The sequence below is a fragment of the Streptomyces anulatus genome, from assembly GCF_014650675.1.
GTDB lineage: Bacteria > Actinomycetota > Actinomycetes > Streptomycetales > Streptomycetaceae > Streptomyces > Streptomyces anulatus.
Genome location: NZ_BMVK01000006.1, coordinates 80,210 through 97,361, shown reverse-complemented (window position 1 = coordinate 97,361; position 17,152 = coordinate 80,210). Strand labels below are relative to the sequence as shown.

15 protein-coding genes are annotated in these 17,152 nt (G+C 72.6%); 13 read left to right on the top strand and 2 right to left on the bottom strand.

What is annotated here, in order from left to right; translation table 11 throughout:
• The first annotated feature begins 11 nt into the window (after positions 1–11).
• From IE272_RS16865 to IE272_RS16830, 8 genes are all read left to right on the top strand, one after another.
• Positions 12–1,124: a quinone-dependent dihydroorotate dehydrogenase gene (locus tag IE272_RS16865; RefSeq protein WP_190007200.1), complete on the top strand. Its 1,113-nt coding sequence runs from the start codon at positions 12–14 to the stop codon at positions 1,122–1,124.
• Complete coding sequence (gene pyrF / locus IE272_RS16860) at positions 1,121–1,960, top strand: orotidine-5'-phosphate decarboxylase (protein WP_190007199.1); 840 nt, start codon at positions 1,121–1,123, stop codon at positions 1,958–1,960. Before IE272_RS16865 ends, pyrF begins: the two co-directional genes overlap by 4 nt.
• Positions 1,961–2,204: 244 nt before the next feature.
• Positions 2,205–2,528, top strand: a complete 324-nt coding sequence (locus IE272_RS16855; RefSeq protein ID WP_003970367.1) for an integration host factor — start codon at positions 2,205–2,207, stop codon at positions 2,526–2,528.
• Positions 2,529–2,566: 38 nt separating this feature from the next.
• The gene (gmk, locus tag IE272_RS16850; RefSeq protein WP_056703285.1) at positions 2,567–3,160 is read left to right on the top strand and encodes a guanylate kinase; all 594 of its coding nucleotides are present in this window, start codon (positions 2,567–2,569) and stop codon (positions 3,158–3,160) included.
• A gap of 61 nt (positions 3,161–3,221) precedes the next feature.
• The gene (rpoZ, locus tag IE272_RS16845) at positions 3,222–3,494 is read left to right on the top strand and encodes a DNA-directed RNA polymerase subunit omega (RefSeq protein ID WP_003970369.1); all 273 of its coding nucleotides are present in this window, start codon (positions 3,222–3,224) and stop codon (positions 3,492–3,494) included.
• A 163-nt stretch (positions 3,495–3,657) separates the two neighbouring features.
• A complete protein-coding gene (gene coaBC, locus IE272_RS16840) occupies positions 3,658–4,869 on the top strand; it encodes a bifunctional phosphopantothenoylcysteine decarboxylase/phosphopantothenate--cysteine ligase CoaBC (RefSeq protein ID WP_050359366.1) in 1,212 nt (403 codons plus the stop codon).
• Positions 4,870–5,101: 232 nt separating this feature from the next.
• Entirely contained in the window at positions 5,102–6,310 is a 1,209-nt protein-coding gene (gene metK / locus IE272_RS16835; protein ID WP_007453217.1) for a methionine adenosyltransferase, read from the top strand.
• A gap of 132 nt (positions 6,311–6,442) precedes the next feature.
• Positions 6,443–8,587 carry a primosomal protein N' gene (locus tag IE272_RS16830; RefSeq protein ID WP_190007198.1) on the top strand — a complete coding sequence of 715 codons (2,145 nt, stop codon included), beginning with the start codon at positions 6,443–6,445 and terminating at the stop codon, positions 8,585–8,587.
• Positions 8,588–8,691: 104 nt separating this feature from the next.
• Here IE272_RS16830 and IE272_RS16825 read toward each other — a convergent pair whose 3' ends face one another.
• Positions 8,692–9,252, bottom strand: coding sequence for a hypothetical protein (locus IE272_RS16825; protein ID WP_057661630.1), 561 nt, complete (start codon positions 9,250–9,252; stop codon positions 8,692–8,694).
• 432 nt (positions 9,253–9,684) lie between these two features.
• Here IE272_RS16825 and fmt point away from each other — a divergent pair, with 432 nt between their 5' ends.
• From fmt to IE272_RS16805, 4 genes are all read left to right on the top strand, one after another.
• Positions 9,685–10,617, top strand: a complete 933-nt coding sequence (gene fmt, locus IE272_RS16820) for a methionyl-tRNA formyltransferase (RefSeq protein ID WP_050359363.1) — start codon at positions 9,685–9,687, stop codon at positions 10,615–10,617.
• Positions 10,618–10,753: 136 nt separating this feature from the next.
• Complete coding sequence (locus IE272_RS16815; protein ID WP_050359362.1) at positions 10,754–12,187, top strand: RsmB/NOP family class I SAM-dependent RNA methyltransferase; 1,434 nt, start codon at positions 10,754–10,756, stop codon at positions 12,185–12,187.
• A 174-nt stretch (positions 12,188–12,361) separates the two neighbouring features.
• Positions 12,362–13,045: a ribulose-phosphate 3-epimerase gene (rpe, locus tag IE272_RS16810; protein WP_050359361.1), complete on the top strand. Its 684-nt coding sequence runs from the start codon at positions 12,362–12,364 to the stop codon at positions 13,043–13,045.
• A gap of 133 nt (positions 13,046–13,178) precedes the next feature.
• Complete coding sequence (locus IE272_RS16805) at positions 13,179–14,174, top strand: sugar-binding transcriptional regulator (RefSeq protein WP_007453211.1); 996 nt, start codon at positions 13,179–13,181, stop codon at positions 14,172–14,174.
• A gap of 70 nt (positions 14,175–14,244) precedes the next feature.
• Here the strand turns inward: IE272_RS16805 and IE272_RS16800 are convergent, their stop codons facing one another.
• Positions 14,245–15,321, bottom strand: a complete 1,077-nt coding sequence (locus tag IE272_RS16800) for a terpene synthase family protein (RefSeq protein WP_050359360.1) — start codon at positions 15,319–15,321, stop codon at positions 14,245–14,247.
• A gap of 297 nt (positions 15,322–15,618) precedes the next feature.
• Here IE272_RS16800 and IE272_RS16795 point away from each other — a divergent pair, with 297 nt between their 5' ends.
• A complete protein-coding gene (locus IE272_RS16795; protein WP_050359359.1) occupies positions 15,619–17,085 on the top strand; it encodes a GuaB1 family IMP dehydrogenase-related protein in 1,467 nt (488 codons plus the stop codon).
• The last annotated feature ends 67 nt before the right edge of the window (positions 17,086–17,152 follow it).

Genomic DNA, 17,152 nt, shown 5'->3' with positions numbered 1-17,152 from the left:
GACACCTCTTCATGTACAAGCTCTTCTTCCGGCTGGTCTTCAAGCGGATGGACCCCGAGCGGGCCCACTACGCCGCCTTCCGGTGGATCCGCCTCGCCGCCCGCATCCCCGTCCTGCGCACCTTCGTCGCCGCCGCCCTCGCCCCGCGCTTCAAGGAGCTGCGCACCGAGGCCCTCGGCCTGCGGATGCACGGCCCCTTCGGCCTCGCCGCCGGCTTCGACAAGAACGCCGTCGCGATCGACGGCATGGCGATGCTCGGCTTCGACCACATCGAGATCGGCACCGTCACCGGCGAACCGCAGCCCGGCAACCCCAAGAAGCGCCTCTTCCGGCTGGTCGCGGACCGCGCGCTGATCAACCGCATGGGCTTCAACAACGAGGGCTCCGCCGCCGTCGCCGCCCGCCTGGCCGCCCGCAACCCCGTCTTCCGCACCACGGTCGGCGTCAACATCGGCAAGACCAAGGTAGTCCCGGAGGCCGAGGCCGCAGCCGACTACGTGAAGTCCACCGAGGCCCTCGCCGGCCACGCCGACTACCTCGTCGTCAACGTCTCCTCGCCCAACACCCCCGGCCTGCGCAACCTCCAGGCCACCGAGTCGCTGCGCCCGCTGCTCACCGCCGTGCGCGAGGCCGCCGACCGCACCGTCACCACCCGGCGCGTCCCCCTGCTCGTCAAGATCGCCCCGGACCTCGCGGACGAGGACGTCGACGCCGTCGCCGACCTCGCCGTGGAGCTGGGCCTGGACGGCATCATCGCCACCAACACCACCATCGCGCGGGAGAGCCTGGCCCTGAAGTCGGCCCCCGACCTGGTGGGGGAGACCGGCGGGCTGTCCGGCGCGCCCCTCAAGGAGCGCTCGCTGGAGGTCCTGAGCCGCCTGTACGCCCGTGTGGGGGACCGGATCACGCTGGTGGGCGTCGGGGGCGTCGAGAACGCCGAGGACGCTTGGCAGCGCATCCTCGCCGGAGCCACCCTCGTCCAGGGCTACAGCGCCTTCATCTACGAAGGTCCCTTCTACGCCCGCGCGATCCACAAGGGCCTCGCCGCCCGGCTCGCCACCTCCCCGTACGCCACCCTCGCCGAGGCCGTCGGCGCCGAGACCCGGAAGAAGGCCGCCCTGTGACGCTCGAACCCTTCGGCGCCCGTCTGCGCCACGCCATGGACACCCGCGGGCCGCTCTGCGTCGGCATCGACCCGCACGCCGCCCTGCTCACCTCCTGGGGCCTGAACGACGACATCGCCGGCCTGGAGCGCTTCACCCGGACCGTCGTGGAGGCGCTGGCCGACCGGGTCGCCGTCCTCAAGCCGCAGTCCGCGTTCTTCGAGCGCTTCGGCTCGCGCGGCGTCGCCGTCCTGGAGAAGGCCGTCGAGGAGGCACGGGCGGCCGGCGCGCTCGTCCTGATGGACGCCAAGCGCGGCGACATCGGCTCCACGATGGGGGCCTACGCGGCGGCCTACCTGGACAAGGACTCGCCGCTCTTCTCGGACGCGGTGACGCTCTCCCCGTACCTGGGCTTCGGCTCGCTGCGTCCGGCGCTCGACGCCGCCGCCGCCTCCGGCGCGGGCGTCTTCGTCCTCGCCCTCACCTCCAACCCGGAGGGCGCCGAGGTCCAGCGGGCCACGGCGGCCGACGGCCGCTCGCTCGCCCAGCTGATGCTCGACCACATGGCCGCCGAGAACGCCGGGGCCGCCCCGCTCGGCTCGGTCGGCGCGGTGGTCGGCGCGACGCTCGGCGACGCGGGGGTGGACCTGGCGATCAACGGACCGCTCCTCGCGCCCGGCATCGGCGCCCAGGGGGCGACCCCGGCTGATCTTCCGGCGGTGTTCGGCGACGCGGTGGGCAACGTGGTCCCCAGCGTGAGCCGCGGCGTGCTGCGCCACGGCCCGGACGCGTCCGGGCTGCGCGAAGCCGCCGAGCGGTTCGCGGACGGGGTCCGCAGCGCCGTATCCGGCAGCTGACCCTGACACGTTGACAGCGCGTTGACGAAATACTGACGAGAAACCTGGTCGATATGTCGGGAAAATCCTGGTCGGCCACAGCTGACCAGGACTTTTCGTCTGTTCTCGCTGACTACAGCGGCCCTTGCCGCTAGTCTCCGTCGAGAGCGGCCGAGCACAGTGTGTTCTCCGCTCACCTGGTGGGTGGCGTCCAGCTTCCCCGCCGGTCCGTATCCGACAGATCGACATCCGAGGTGACGTAGGCGTGGCTCTTCCGCCCCTTACCCCTGAACAGCGCGCAGCCGCGCTCGAAAAGGCCGCCGCGGCTCGCCGGGAGCGGGCCGAGGTCAAGAATCGACTCAAGCACTCCGGCGCCTCCCTCCACGAGGTCATCAAGCAGGGCCAGGAGAACGACGTCATCGGGAAGATGAAGGTCTCCGCACTGCTGGAATCCCTGCCGGGCGTCGGCAAGGTCCGCGCCAAGCAGATCATGGAGCGTCTCGGCATCTCCGAGAGCCGCCGGGTCAGGGGTCTTGGCTCCAATCAGATCGCATCCTTGGAGCGTGAGTTCGGCGGCAGCCCCGCCTGACGTTCTCAGGCACTCCTGAGAGCGGGGATAATCGCCCCATGGCTGCAACATCCCGGGGGACGTCCCCCGTACCCCCGGACGTACGTCCGCGGCTGACCGTGCTCTCCGGCCCCTCAGGGGTCGGCAAGAGCACGGTCGTCGCTCATATGCGCACCGTGCACCCCGAGGTCTGGCTCTCCGTGTCGGCGACGACACGCAAGCCGCGCCCCGGGGAACGCAACGGCGTGCACTACTTCTTCGTGGACGACGAGGAGTTCGACAAGCTCGTCGCCAACGGCGAACTGCTGGAGTGGGCCGAGTTCGCGGGCAACCGCTACGGCACGCCCCGGCGCGCCGTGCTGGACCGCCTGGAGGCCGGTGAGCCGGTCCTGCTGGAGATCGACCTCCAGGGCGCCCGGCTGGTCCGCCAGTCGATGTCCGACGCGCGTCTGGTCTTCCTGGCTCCGCCGAGCTGGGACGAGCTGGTGCGCCGGCTCACCGGCCGGGGCACCGAGGCCCCCGAGGTCATCGAGCGCCGGCTCGCCGCCGCGAAGGTCGAACTGGCCGCCGAGGCCGAGTTCGATACGACGCTCGTCAACACCTCCGTCGAGGACGTGGCGCGTGAGCTGCTAACGTTGATGCTTCAGGCCTAGATCTCTGCGATCGCTCAAATCTCTTTGATCTTTGATCTACATCCCCTTCGGAAGGCAGAGAGTGTCCTCTTCCATCACCACGCCCGAGGGCATCATCAACCCGCCGATTGATGAGCTCCTCGAAGCCACCGACTCGAAGTACAGCCTGGTGATCTACGCGGCCAAGCGTGCCCGCCAGATCAACGCGTACTACTCGCAGCTCGGTGAAGGCCTCCTCGAGTACGTCGGTCCGCTCGTCGACACCCACGTGCACGAGAAGCCGCTCTCGATCGCACTCCGCGAGATCAACGCGGGCCTGCTGACCTCCGAGGCCATCGAGGGCCCCGCGCAGTAACGCAGGAGCACCACGGCACCTTCACCCCAGGCCCGGCGGCCCGTCCGCCGGGCCTGAGGTGTGTCCGGGGCCGGATGAACCCGATCTGCGCGGTGAGGCAGCATGGGACGCATACGTATGGGACGCATACGTTGCCTTACGTTGCCGAGTGCGGGGAGACGCAGTGGACAAGCCGAAGGTCGTCCTGGGGGTCAGCGGGGGCATCGCCGCCTACAAGGCGTGCGAGCTGTTGCGCCGGCTGACCGAGTCCGGCCACGACGTACGGGTCGTCCCGACCGCCGCGTCGCTGCACTTCGTGGGGGCCGCCACCTGGTCGGCGCTCTCCGGCCACCCCGTCTCCGACGAGGTCTGGGAGGACGTCCACGAGGTCCCGCACGTGCGGATCGGGCAGGGCGCCGACCTCGTGGTGGTCGCCCCGGCCACCGCGGACATGCTGGCCAAGGCGGCCCACGGGCTCGCCGACGACCTGCTCACCAACACGCTTCTGACCGCTCGCTGTCCGGTGGTCTTCGCCCCCGCGATGCACACCGAGATGTGGGAGCACCCGGCCACCCAGGAGAACGTCGCCACCCTGCGCCGCCGGGGAGCCGTCGTCATCGAGCCCGCCGTCGGGCGGCTCACCGGCGTCGACACCGGCAAGGGCCGGCTCCCCGACCCCGGCGAGATCTACGAGGTCTGCCGCCGGGTGCTGGCGCGCGGGGTCACCGAGCCCGACCTCGCCGGCCGCCATGTGGTCATCAGCGCCGGGGGCACGCGCGAGCCGCTCGACCCGGTGCGCTTCCTGGGCAACCGCTCCTCCGGCAAGCAGGGGTACGCGCTGGCGCGCACCGCCGTGGCCCGGGGGGCCCGGGTCACCCTGATCGAGGCCAACACCGGGCTGCCCGACCCGGCCGGGGCCGACGTCCTCCGGGTCGGCACGGCCGTCCAGCTGCGCGAGGCCGTGCTGAAGGCCGCTCCCGACGCGGACGTCGTGGTGATGGCGGCCGCGGTGGCCGACTTCCGCCCCGCCGCGTACGCCTCCGGCAAGATCAAGAAGAAGGACGGCGAGGAGGCGCCCGCCGTCCCCCTGGTCCGTAACCCCGACATCCTCGCCGAGGTCTCCGGCGAGCGGGCCCGTCCGGACCAGATCGTCGTCGGATTCGCCGCCGAGACCGACGACGTGCTGGTCAACGGCCGTGCGAAGCTCCGGCGCAAGGGCTGCGACCTTCTCGTGGTCAACGAGGTGGGGGAGCGCAAGACCTTCGGCTCGGAGGAGAACGAAGCGGTCGTCCTCGCCGCCGACGGCACGGAGACGCCGGTGCCGTACGGCCCCAAGGAAGCGCTCGCCGACACGGTCTGGGATCTCGTCTCGGGAAGGTTCCAGCCGATTTCATAATCAACCCTCCGGGCGAGCGAAATCGTCCCATAAGGCCTAAAACGAAGGCCGGGAAGGGTGGATTGTCCTACTGGAGCCCCGCGTGGCGCACGTCACGAACCTCCCAAAGGGCGAGACACCTGCCCCGGTCGCCGGATGCGACCGATAAACTGGCCGACGGTACGCGCCGAGCGCAGCTCTCGGTCGTACCACCCATGATCAGCCAGCAGCCGCTGCAACCCCAGGGAGCGATGTGTCCCGCCGTCTCTTCACCTCGGAATCTGTCACCGAGGGTCACCCCGACAAGATCGCTGACCAGATCAGCGACACGATTCTCGACGCGCTCCTGCGCGAGGACCCCGCCTCGCGCGTCGCCGTCGAGACCTTGATCACCACCGGTCTGGTGCATGTCGCGGGCGAGGTCACCACCAAGGCCTACGCCGACATCCCCAACCTCGTGCGCAACAAGGTTCTGGAGATCGGTTACGACTCCTCCAAAAAGGGCTTCGACGGTGCTTCCTGTGGCGTCTCGGTGTCGATCGGCGCGCAGTCGCCGGACATCGCACAGGGCGTCGACACCGCGTACGAGAAGCGGGTCGAGGGCGACGAGGACGAGCTCGACAAGCAGGGCGCGGGCGACCAGGGCCTGATGTTCGGCTACGCCTGCGACGAGACGCCGGAGCTGATGCCGCTCCCGATCCACGTCGCGCACCGCCTCTCCCGGCGACTGTCCGAGGTGCGCAAGAACGGGACCATCCCCTACCTGCGCCCCGACGGCAAGACCCAGGTCACCATCGAGTACGACGGTGACAAGGCGGTCCGGCTGGACACGGTGGTCGTCTCCTCGCAGCACGCGTCGGACATCGACCTGGACTCGCTGCTCGCACCCGACATCCGCGAGTTCGTCGTCGAGCACGTGCTCGCGCAGCTCGTCGAGGACGGCATCAAGCTGGACACCGAGGGCTACCGCCTCCTGGTGAACCCGACCGGCCGCTTCGAGATCGGCGGCCCGATGGGCGACGCCGGCCTCACCGGCCGCAAGATCATCATCGACACCTACGGCGGTATGGCCCGGCACGGCGGCGGCGCCTTCTCGGGCAAGGACCCGTCCAAGGTCGACCGCTCCGCCGCGTACGCGATGCGCTGGGTCGCCAAGAACGTGGTGGCCGCCGGTCTCGCCGCGCGCTGCGAGGTCCAGGTCGCGTACGCGATCGGCAAGGCCGAGCCCGTCGGACTGTTCGTGGAGACCTTCGGCACCGCCGCGGTCGACACCGAGAAGATCGAGAACGCGATCGGCGAGGTCTTCGACCTCCGCCCGGCCGCGATCATCCGGGACCTCGACCTGCTCCGTCCGATCTACGCCCAGACCGCCGCCTACGGCCACTTCGGCCGTGAGCTGCCCGACTTCACCTGGGAGCGCACCGACCGCGTGGACGCCCTGCGCGCCGCCGCCGGTCTGTAGCGAAACCGCCCGCGTACGACAGCGGGGCGGGTGTCATCGAGTACGACAGCGGGGCCCGGACACCGAACGCGGTGGCCGGGCCCCGCTGCCGTGCCCCCGCCGCTGTCAGTGCTCTCTGGTAGGAATTCAGCTGTGAGCAGCGAGAACGAGCAGTCCGCCGAACCCGGTGCCGGGGCGCCGGAGCAGCTTGCGCTGATCCGGGAGACCGTGCGCCGGGCGAAGGTGCCGCGTGCCAAGCCTCGGACCTGGCGGGGCGCCGCGCTCGCCGAGGAGCTGCCCGTCGCCCGCGTCCTGGTCAACAAGGGCGTCCTCCACCTCGACCAGTACTTCGACTACGCCGTCCCCGAGGAGCTGGACGCCGACGCACAGCCGGGCGTCCGGGTCAGGGTGCGCTTCGGCGCGGGCGGGCGCAACGTCCAGGGCGGACGGCGTGAGGGCGGCGGCCTGATCGACGGCTTCATCGTCGAGCGCCTCGCCGAATCCGACTATCAGGGCGCACTGGCCGCCCTCGCCTCCGTGGTCTCCCCGGAGCCGGTCCTCGGGCCCGACCTGCTCGCCCTCTGCCGCGCCGTCGCCGACCGGTACGCGGGCAGCCTCGCCGACGTCCTCCAGCTCGCCGTCCCGCCCCGCAACGGCCGTGCCGAGTCCAGGCCCTCCCCGGACCCGCTGCCCCCTCCCCGGGCCCCCGAGCCGGGCACCTGGGAGCGGTACGGCCAGGGCCCGGCCTTCCTGCGCGCACTGGCCGACGGCGGTGCGCCGCGCGCGGTGTGGACCGCCCTGCCCGGCCCGCACTGGCCCGCCGAGATCGCCGGGGCCGTCGCGGCGACGCTCTCCTCCGGGCGCGGCGCGCTCGTCGTCGTCCCGGACGGACGGGCCGCCGGACGGGTCGACGCGGCCCTGACCGAGGCGCTCGGCAACGGCCGGCACGCCCTGCTGACCGCCGACTCCGGCCCCGAGAAGCGCTACCGGCAGTGGCTCGCGGTGCGGCGGGGCTCGGTGCGGGCGGTCGTGGGGACCAGGGCCGCCATGTTCGCCCCCGTCCAGGACCTCGGCCTGGTCGTCATCTGGGACGACGGGGACTCCAGCCACAGCGACGACAACGCGCCCTTCCCGCATGTCCGCGAGGTCCTGGAGCTGCGGGCGGCCCAGGGCCGCTGCGGCTTCCTCCTCGGCGGGACCGGCTGCACCGTCGAGGCCGCCCAGCTCGTGGAGAGCGGCTGGGCGCTGCCGCTCCTCGCCGACCGGGAGCGGCTGCGCCGGGCCGCGCCCCTCGTCCGTACGGTCGGGGACGGCGAGCTGGCCCGGGACGGCGCCGCCCGGTCCGCCCGGCTGCCCAGCCTCGCCTGGCAGACCGTGCGCGACGGCCTGCGCAGCGGTCCGGTGCTGGTCCAGGTGCCCCGCCGGGGTTACGCACCCCGCCTCGCCTGCGAACGCTGCCGCACCCCCGCCCGCTGCCGGCACTGCGCGGGCCCCCTCCAGGCCCCGGACCAGCAGGACCTGAACTGCGCCTGGTGCGGGCGGGCCGAGCGGGCCTGGCACTGCGCGGAGTGCGGCTCGACCCGGCTGCGCGCCCAGATCGTCGGCGCCCGCCGCACCGCGGAGGAGCTGGGCCGGGCCTTCCCCGCCGTGCCCGTCCGCACCTCGGGGCGCGACCACATCCTGGACGCGGTGCCCGACGCCCCCGCCCTGGTCGTCTCCACCCCCGGCGCGGAGCCCGTCGCCGACGGCGGATACGCGGCGGCCCTGCTCCTGGACGGCTGGGCCATGCTCGGCCGGCCCGATCTGCGGGCGGGGGAGGAGGCGCTGCGCCGGTGGACGGCGGCGGGCGCGCTGGTCCGGGGCCAGGACGAGGGCGGCACGGTGGTGATCGTGGCCGAGCCGACGGAGCGCGCGGTGCAGGCGCTGGTCCGCTGGGACCCGGCGGGATTCGCCCGGCGGGAGCTGGCGGAGCGGGCGGAGCTGGGCTTCCCGCCGGTCTCCCGGATGGCCTCGGCGACCGGCCCCGCCGATGCCCTGGCCGCGTTCCTCCGGACCGCCGGGCTGCCGCCGGGGGCCGAGATCCTGGGTCCGGTGCCGGTCCCGTCGGCCGGGCCCGGCAGGCCCCGCCGACCGGGGGACGCCCCGCCGGGCGAGACCTGGGAGCGGGCCCTGATCCGGGTGGTCCCGGGGAGGGGGGCGGCGCTCGCCCGCGCCCTGAAGACGGCGCTCGCGGCCCGCATGGCCAAGGGGGCGACCGACCCGGTGCGCATCAGGATCGACCCGCCCGACATCGGCTGAGGCTCCGGGGGGAGGCCCTTCGGGGTCCGGGGGCCTTTCGGGGTCCGGGCAGGGGACTGCCCCGCCGTGCGACCGGCACGGTGGGGCAGAGGGGCGGCGTGCGGTCAGCCGTTGCGGGGACCCGGGAAGGCGCCGGGACGCAGCTCCTCGCGGACCGGCTGGGCCGACGGCTGCGGCGGCATCGAGCGGGCCGCCGGGACCGAGGGCACCGGGGAGCCGGGCCCCCCGGCGGAGGATCCGGCCAGCCCCGGCCCGACGGAGACCGGGCGCGGCACGGCCGTGGTCTCGCCGCCCGTCTCGGCCGCGGGCTGCGGCGTGGCCCGGCGCGTTCCGTAACGGCGGTGCACGGCCTGCTTGGTGACGCCGAGGGCGGAGCCCACCGCGTCCCAGGAGAAGCCCAGCGAGCGGTCGAAGTCCACCGCGGCCGTGACCAGGGTCTCGACGCTGTCCCGCAGTTCCTGCGCGAGGCGGACGGTGGGGGCCGGGGCCCTGCCGTAGACGACGAAGCCCGCGGAGGGGCCGGAGCGGCGCGGACGGTAGACGTTGCCCAGCTGGGCGGTGAGGGTGCGCAGCGCGTCCACCTGCCGCCGGACCCGCTCGATGTCCCGCACCAGAAGATGCAGACTGGCCCGCGCTTGGGCGTCGTGGGTTGCGTGGTCGGCCATGAAGAAGCCTCTCGAACCGGCGTTGAAAGGGATCGGGCCGCAATCGGGGCGGCCCGCTTCGGTCAATCTCCTTTGACCAACGCCCGAGCCGGGTATGTGGTCACGCTATCGGGGCGTATGTGCATATGCACGGGGCGTGCGCGGCGCGCGTACGCCCCCCGGGCGGCGCTCGCCCGCAGCGGCCGGGCCGGGCCACGCCCGGACGGAGCCCCTAGGGGCTCTCGTTTGGATCAGGCCGGGCTCGCGGGCCCCGGTGCGCACATCTGCCGCGTTGTCGTCAGTCGCCCATGCTCCGCAGTGACACTCCCTCCTCCGCCTTGCAGCCGCACGCACCGGACCCCGCTCCCTGTCCGGCCTGATCCAAACGAGAGCCCCTAGACTGGTGTGCTGCTCGTCACCGTACGTCTTGGCCCGAGAGGCAGTCAGCCACCCATGAAGCTCGTCTTCGCCGGCACCCCCGAAGTCGCCGTCCCCGCACTGGACGCCCTGATCGCCTCCGGCCGCCATGAGGTGGCCGCCGTCGTGACCCGTCCGGACGCCCCCGCCGGGCGGGGCCGCCGGCTCGTCGCGAGCCCGGTGGCCGAGCGGGCCGAGGAGGCCGGGATCGAGGTGCTCAAGCCCGCCAGGCCCCGGGACGAGGAGTTCCTCGCCCGGCTGCGCGAGATCGCCCCGGACTGCTGCCCGGTCGTCGCCTACGGCGCCCTGCTGCCCAAGGTCGCCCTCGACGTGCCCGCCCGGGGCTGGGTCAACCTGCACTTCTCGCTGCTGCCCGCCTGGCGGGGCGCGGCGCCGGTCCAGCACGCGGTGATGGCCGGGGACGAGGTGACCGGCGCGTCGACCTTCCTGATCGAGGAGGGCCTGGACTCCGGCCCGGTCTACGGCGTCCTCACCGAGGAGGTCCGCCCCACCGACACCAGCGGCGACCTGCTGACCCGGCTCGCCTTCGCCGGCGCCGGGCTGCTCGCCGCCACCATGGACGGCATCGAGGACGGCACGCTGCACGCCGTGCCCCAGCCCCATGACGGCGTCACCCTGGCCCCGAAGATCACCGTCGAGGACGCCCAGGTCCAGTGGTCCGCGCCCGCCCTGCGGGTCGACCGGGTGGTGCGCGGCTGCACCCCGGCCCCCGGCGCCTGGACCCTGTTCCGCGGCGAGCGGCTCAAGCTGATCCAGGCCACGCCCGTCCTGGACCGCACCGACCTGGCCCCCGGCGAGCTGTCGGCAGCCAAGAACAACGTGTACGTGGGCACCGGGTCGCACGCGATCGAGCTGCTCTGGGTCCAGCCGCAGGGCAAGAAGCCGATGAAGGGCGCCGACTGGGCGCGCGGCGTCCGCATCGTCCACGGCGAGCTGCTCGGCCTGTAGCGAGTCGCCCCGAGCGGCGGGGGCGGTCCGGACCCGGGCGGCGTTCCAGGGCCCCGGGCTGCCGTTCGGGCGCCCTGGGGCGGCGACGTACGCTGGGAGGGTTCGCACCTCTCACCATCAGCGGAGCACCTTTCACGTGAACGACCAGCCGCGTCGCCGCCCCCACAAGCCCCATCGCCGTCCGCAGAAGGACCCGGTCCGTTTCCTCGCCTTCGAGGCGCTCCGGGCCGTCGACGAGCGTGACGCGTACGCCAACCTCGTGCTGCCCCCGCTGCTGAAGAAGGCCCGCGCCAAGGGCGACTTCGACAGCCGGGACGCGGCGCTGGCGACCGAGCTGGTCTACGGGACGCTGCGCCGGCAGGGCACCTACGACGCGATCGTGGCGGCCTGCATCGACCGGCCGCTGCGCGAGGTCGACCCGCCGGTCCTCGACGTCCTGAACATGGGCGTCCACCAGCTGCTCGGCACCCGCATCCCCACCCACGCGGCCGTCTCCGCCAGTGTGGAGCTGGCCCGGGTGGTGCTGGGGGAGGGGCGCGCGAAGTTCGTCAACGCGGTGCTGCGCAAGGTCACCGCGCACGACCTCGACGGCTGGGTGGAGAAGGTCGCCCCGTCGTACGACGAGGACGCCGAGGACCACCTGTCCGTCGTGCACTCCCACCCCCGCTGGATCGTCTCCGCCCTCTGGGACGCGCTGGGCGGCGGCCGGGCGGGCATCGAGGACCTTCTCGAAGCCGACAACGAGCGGCCCGAGGTGACGTTGGCGGCCCGCCCCGGCCGCTCCACCACCGACGAGCTGGCGAAGGCCCTGGGCGAGGACAACTCCCTGCCGGGGCGCTGGTCCCCGTACGCGGTCCGGATGGCCGAGGGCGGCGAGCCCGGAGCGCTGGAGGCCGTCCAGGAGGGCCGGGCGGGCGTCCAGGACGAGGGCAGCCAGCTCGTCGCCGCCGCCCTGGCCGCCGCCCCCGTCGAGGGCCGCGACACCCGCTGGCTGGACGGCTGCGCGGGCCCCGGCGGCAAGGCCGCCCTGCTCGCCGCCCTCGCCGCCGGCCGGGGCGCCGCCCTGCTCGCCGCCGAGAAGCAGCCGCACCGCGCCCGGCTGGTCGAGCGGGCGCTCGCCGGCAACCCCGGCCCGTACCAGGTGATCACCGCGGACGGCACCCGCCCGCCGTGGCTGCCCGGCACGTTCGACCGGATCCTGATGGACGTGCCCTGCTCCGGCCTGGGCGCGCTGCGGCGTCGCCCGGAGTCCCGCTGGCGGCGTCGCGCCGAGGACCTGGAGGCCTTCGCCCCGCTCCAACGCGGCCTGCTGCGCGAGGCGTTGAAGGCCGTACGGGTCGGCGGCGTGGTCGGCTACGCGACCTGCTCGCCGCATCTCGCGGAGACCCGCGTGGTGGTCGAGGACGTCCTCAAGGGCCGGGGCGGGGAGCCGGTGGAGGCCGAGTGGATCGACGCCCGCCCGCTGATGCCCGGGGTGCCCGCCCTGGGGGAGGGCCCCGACGTCCAGCTGTGGCCGCATCTGCACGGCACCGACGCGATGTACCTGGCGCTGCTGCGCCGGACCGGCTGAGCGTCCGGCCGGCCCTGCGCGGAGGGGGGCCGGGCCGGCCGTCTCACTCTGTGAACAGCAAAAGAAAAGTAAAGCGCTGGCAAAATGCGCAGAATGTGCGAACTGTGATGGCCGTGTGGGGCTTCGGGGCCCATCGAGGCGGGGAACCGGCGTGAGACGTGGCAGGCTTGGGTCATGGCGCAGATCAACCCCAGCATCCTGTCCGCCGATTTCGCGCGTCTCGCCGAGGAGGCGAAGGCCGTCGAAGGCGCGGACTGGCTCCACGTCGATGTCATGGACAACCACTTCGTGCCCAACCTGACCCTCGGCGTGCCGATCGTCGAGGCCCTCAGCAAGGCCACGGACACCCCGCTGGACTGCCACCTCATGATCGAGGACGCGGACCGCTGGGCCCCCCAGTACGTGGAGGCGGGGGCCGGATCCGTCACCTTCCACGCGGAGGCCGCGGCGGCTCCGGTGCGCCTGGCGCGGGAGATCCGGGCCAAGGGGGCGCGCGCCTCGATGGCGCTCAAGCCCGCGACGCCCATCGAGCCGTACGAGGACCTGCTCCCCGAGCTGGACATGCTGCTGATCATGACGGTCGAGCCGGGCTTCGGCGGCCAGTCCTTCCTGGACATCATGCTGCCGAAGATCCGCCGCACCCGGGAGCTGATCAGCAAGCACGGTCTCGAACTGTGGCTCCAGGTCGACGGCGGGGTCTCGGCCGCCACCATCGAGCGCTGCGCCGAGGCCGGCGCGGACGTCTTCGTGGCGGGCTCCGCGGTCTACGGCGCGCAGGACCCGGCGGCGGCGGTGCGGGAGCTGCGGGCGCAGGCGGACGCGGCCACGGCCGTCGCCCCCTGGGCGTGCGGACACTGAACCAAGGGCAGATGAACGTGGTCCGACAGGGCCGATCAAGGATCGCCGGATCTGACAGGATGAACGGCGTATCGGGCGTGTGAACAGCAGTGAGGAGATCGCGGTGTCTGGCATCTCGGCGGGTCGGTCAGCCATGCGGATGGGACCCGCGGAGCTGGTGCAGGCGGCGGCCATGGCCCGCCGGTTCTACCTGGAGGGCAAGTCCAAGATCCAGATCGCCGAGGAGTTCGGCGTGAGCCGCTTCAAGGTGGCCCGGGTCCTGGAGACAGCCCTCGAACGCGATCTCGTACGCATCGAGATCCGGGTACCGGCCGAGTTGGACGCCGAACGCTCCGACGCCCTGCGGGCCCGTTACGGCCTGCGGCACGCGGTGGTCGTCGAGTCCCCGGCCGAGGAGCAGGAGGACGCCCCCGACCCGGAGAACCTGGGCGAGGTCGCGGCCGACCTCCTCGGCGAGCTGGTCGCCGAGGGCGATGTGCTCGGCCTGGCCTGGGGCCGCTCCACCATCCACATGGCGGCCGCCCTCGACCGGCTCCCGCCGTGCACGGTCGTCCAGCTGACCGGCGTGTACGACGCGGGCACCGCCGAGCGCGGCTCGGTCGAGGCGGTCCGCCGGGCGGCTCAGGTCTCCGGCGGCGAGGCCCACCCCATCTACGCCCCGATGCTGCTGCCCGACCCCGCGACGGCCGCCGCGCTGCGCGAGCAGACCGGCATCGCCCGGGCCTTCGAGTACTTCGACAAGGTGACGGTCGCCGCCGTCTCCATCGGCTCCTGGGAGCCGGGCATCTCCACGGTCCACGACATGCTCTCGGACGCCGAGCGCGCCCATTACGCCTCGCTCGGCGTCGCCGCCGAGATGTCCGCGCACCTCTTCGACTCCGACGGCCGCCGGGTCGGCCGTGACCTGGGCGAGCGTTGCATCACCGTGGAGGCGGACCGGCTGCGCCGGATCCCCGAGGTGGTCGCGATCGCCGGTGGTCAGCGCAAGGCGGCGGCGATCGGCGCGGTGCTGCGCTCCGGCCTCGTCACCAGCCTGGTGACGGACACCGCCGCGGCCGACTATCTGCTCACCGAGTCCCCCGCGGGCGTCCGCCCGGCGCTGGAGCGGGCCGACCCCGACGGGGAGTGACATCGGCAGGAACACACCGAGGGCCGTGCACCGGATCCGGTGCACGGCCCTCGGTCCGTCCTGACCCGCGTCAGCCGGCCGGCGGCGCCTCGGCCGCGCACGGGGCGGGGGCGGCGGCCTCGGTGCGCGCGGGCGGCACGCCCAGCACCGTCTCCTCCAGATACTCCTCGGGCTCCTCGTACTGGCCCACGTCGGCGGGGTTGTAGCGCGGCGTCCGGCGCGACCAGTCCAGGTTGCCGCGCATCCAGCTCCGCATCCCGTCGAGGTAGGGCACCAGCATCCCGGACAGCTCCGGATACAGCTCCAGCAGCTCGTCCTCGGCGGTCAGGAACCGCTCGGTCTCCATCGCGAGGCGCTCCGCGACGTGGTCCAGCGCCTGCTGCTCCCCGAAGCCCCGGTGGTGGCGGACCAGGTGGACGAGGTTGTGGATCTCGCCGAGCACCTGCTCCTTCTCGAAGGAGTACACGTCGTTGGCCCAGCACACGTGGTTGCACGCGGCTTCCAGGGCGGTGATGAAGCGGGGGTCGTTGTGGATCGACTCCGGGGCGTCGATGCCCGCCACGATCTCTATGAGGTCCATGCAGACGTGGATGGCCCCCGTGTGCCGCCGCTTGGCGATGTACGTGTCCTCGGAGGGCACCACGTCCTCGGCGCGGTTGCCCGCCTCCCAGGTCGTGGCGGTCGTGAGGTAGGTGACCAGGTGCCAGGCGAACCGGGTCCGCCAGTGCGGGGCGGCGTTCGGCATCGTACGTTTCCACAGGTCGGCCAGGGCGGTCACGGCGGCCGGGACGTCCTCGCCCGGCAGCGGCTCGGGGGCGGAGCCGTCGACCACCGCGCGCATCCGGTCGACGACGTTTCTCACCCGGTCGGGTGAACGTCCGAGGTGGCCGTCGTCGAGCTGGTCGTCGACCAGGAAGAGCCAGACGAACCAGTCGGCCACCAGATCGAGGTGCTCCTCGTCGGCGGTCGGGTAGACCATGCCGACGAACGACCCGAAATCGGCTTGCTCGAACCGCTTCCTCGCGGACTCGCGGTGGACCAGACCCGTCCGTCTGGTCCAGGTGTCCAGATGGACCCGGGTGTGCGCCACGTGCGGGTTGGTCCGCTGCGGGAACGGGCAGTAGATGTCCGGCAGTTCGCTGTCCACAGGCGGATCGGGATCCTCTCCGGTCAAACGGTGTGCCCAGGGGTGCCGACGAGCCCGATCGACGCTTCGGACACCCCCGAGACCTGCGGGTTTGAAGCTACCTGACCCCTTGTCACCCGGTCCAGGGATGGTGATCACGAATGATTGAATCCTGTTCGGGTAGGGTCCGTGGGCAAGGCAGGTTCCACTTGCCCGGAGCCCCCGACCGCCTCTTCGGAGGAAAAGACGAACGCGGGGGTCTTTTGTTGTGTCTTCGGGGAAACGACCTGCACCGTTTCGTATGAAAAAATGAGTGTTATGCGTTTTCTTGAGCCGGGCACCGGTCGCTACACAGAGTCCCCCGCGGTCCCGTACGACCTCACGTACGACGATGTCTTCATGGTCCCGGGCCGCTCCGCGGTCGGCTCCCGGCAGGGCGTGGACCTCTCGTCGCCCGACGGAACCGGCACCACCATTCCGCTCGTGGTCGCCAACATGACCGCCATCGCGGGCCGGCGGATGGCCGAAACCATCGCCCGCCGGGGCGGCCTCGTCGTCATCCCCCAGGACATCCCGATCGAGGTCGTCACCGACGTCATCTCCTGGGTCAAGACGCGCCACCTCGTCCTCGACACCCCGATCGAGCTGGCCCCCGGCCAGACCGTCGCCGACGCGCTGTCCCTGCTGCCCAAGCGGGCCCACGGCGCGGGCGTCGTCGTCGACGCCGACCGCCGTCCCGTCGGTGTCGTCACCGAGCACGACCTCAGCGGCGTCGACCGCTTCACCCAGCTCTCCGAGGTCATGTCCAAGGACCTCGTCCTGCTCGACGCGGACATCGACCCGCGCGACGCCTTCAACAAGCTCGACGGCGCCAACCGCAAGCTCGCCCCCGCGGTCGACGCCCAGGGACGCCTCGTCGGCATACTCACCCGCAAGGCCGCCCTGCGTGCCACGCTCTACACCCCCGCCACCGACGCCGAGGGCAAGCTGCGCATCGCGGCCGCCGTCGGCATCAACGGCGACGTGGCCGGCAAGGCCAAGCAGCTCCTGGACGCGGGCGCCGACGTCCTCGTCGTGGACACGGCCCACGGCCACCAGGAATCCATGATCAGCGCGGTGAAGGCCGTACGGGCCCTCGACCCGCAGGTGCCGATCGTCGCGGGCAACATCGTCGCCGCCGAGGGCGTGCGCGACCTGATCGAGGCGGGCGCGGACATCATCAAGGTCGGCGTCGGCCCCGGCGCCATGTGCACCACCCGGATGATGACCGGCGTCGGCCGCCCGCAGTTCTCCGCCGTCCTGGAGTGCGCCGCCGAGGCGAAGAAGCACGGCAAGCACGTCTGGGCGGACGGCGGCGTCCGGCACCCGCGCGACGTCGCGATGGCGCTCGCCGCCGGCGCGTCCAACGTGATGATCGGCTCCTGGTTCGCGGGCACGTACGAGTCGCCCGGCGACCTCCAGCAGTCCGCCGACGGCCGCTTCTACAAGGAGTCCTTCGGGATGGCCTCGGCCCGTGCCGTGAAGAACCGCACCTCGGACGAGTCCGCGTACGACCGCGCCCGCAAGGCGCTCTTCGAGGAGGGCATCTCCACCTCGCGGATGTTCCTCGACCCGACGCGCCCGGGAGTCGAGGACCTCATCGACTCGATCATCGCGGGCGTCCGCTCCTCCTGCACCTACGCCGGCGCCGGCTCCCTGGCGGAATTCGCCGAGAAGGCGGTCGTCGGCGTTCAGAGCGCCGCCGGCTACGCCGAGGGCAAGCCGCTGCACGCCAGCTGGAGTTGATCCCGGATTCGCCGCAACAACGCTGCCCTCGCCGGTACTTCGTGCCGGCGAGGGCGGCGTTGTTTCC

What these genes read in the sequence shown, in the direction of transcription:
- rpe (WP_050359361.1), top strand. Translation starts at nt 12,362, where the DNA reads ATGGCGCAGATCAACCCCAGCATCCTGTCCGCCGATTTCGCGCGTCTC.
- IE272_RS16805 (WP_007453211.1), top strand. Translation starts at nt 13,179, where the DNA reads ATGCGGATGGGACCCGCGGAGCTGGTGCAGGCGGCGGCCATGGCCCGC.
- gmk (WP_056703285.1), top strand. Translation starts at nt 2,567, where the DNA reads ATGGCTGCAACATCCCGGGGGACGTCCCCCGTACCCCCGGACGTACGT.
- fmt (WP_050359363.1), top strand. Translation starts at nt 9,685, where the DNA reads ATGAAGCTCGTCTTCGCCGGCACCCCCGAAGTCGCCGTCCCCGCACTG.
- IE272_RS16795 (WP_050359359.1), top strand. Translation starts at nt 15,619, where the DNA reads ATGCGTTTTCTTGAGCCGGGCACCGGTCGCTACACAGAGTCCCCCGCG.
- IE272_RS16825 (WP_057661630.1), bottom strand. Translation starts at nt 9,252, where the DNA reads ATGGCCGACCACGCAACCCACGACGCCCAAGCGCGGGCCAGTCTGCAT.
- IE272_RS16865 (WP_190007200.1), top strand. Translation starts at nt 12, where the DNA reads ATGTACAAGCTCTTCTTCCGGCTGGTCTTCAAGCGGATGGACCCCGAG.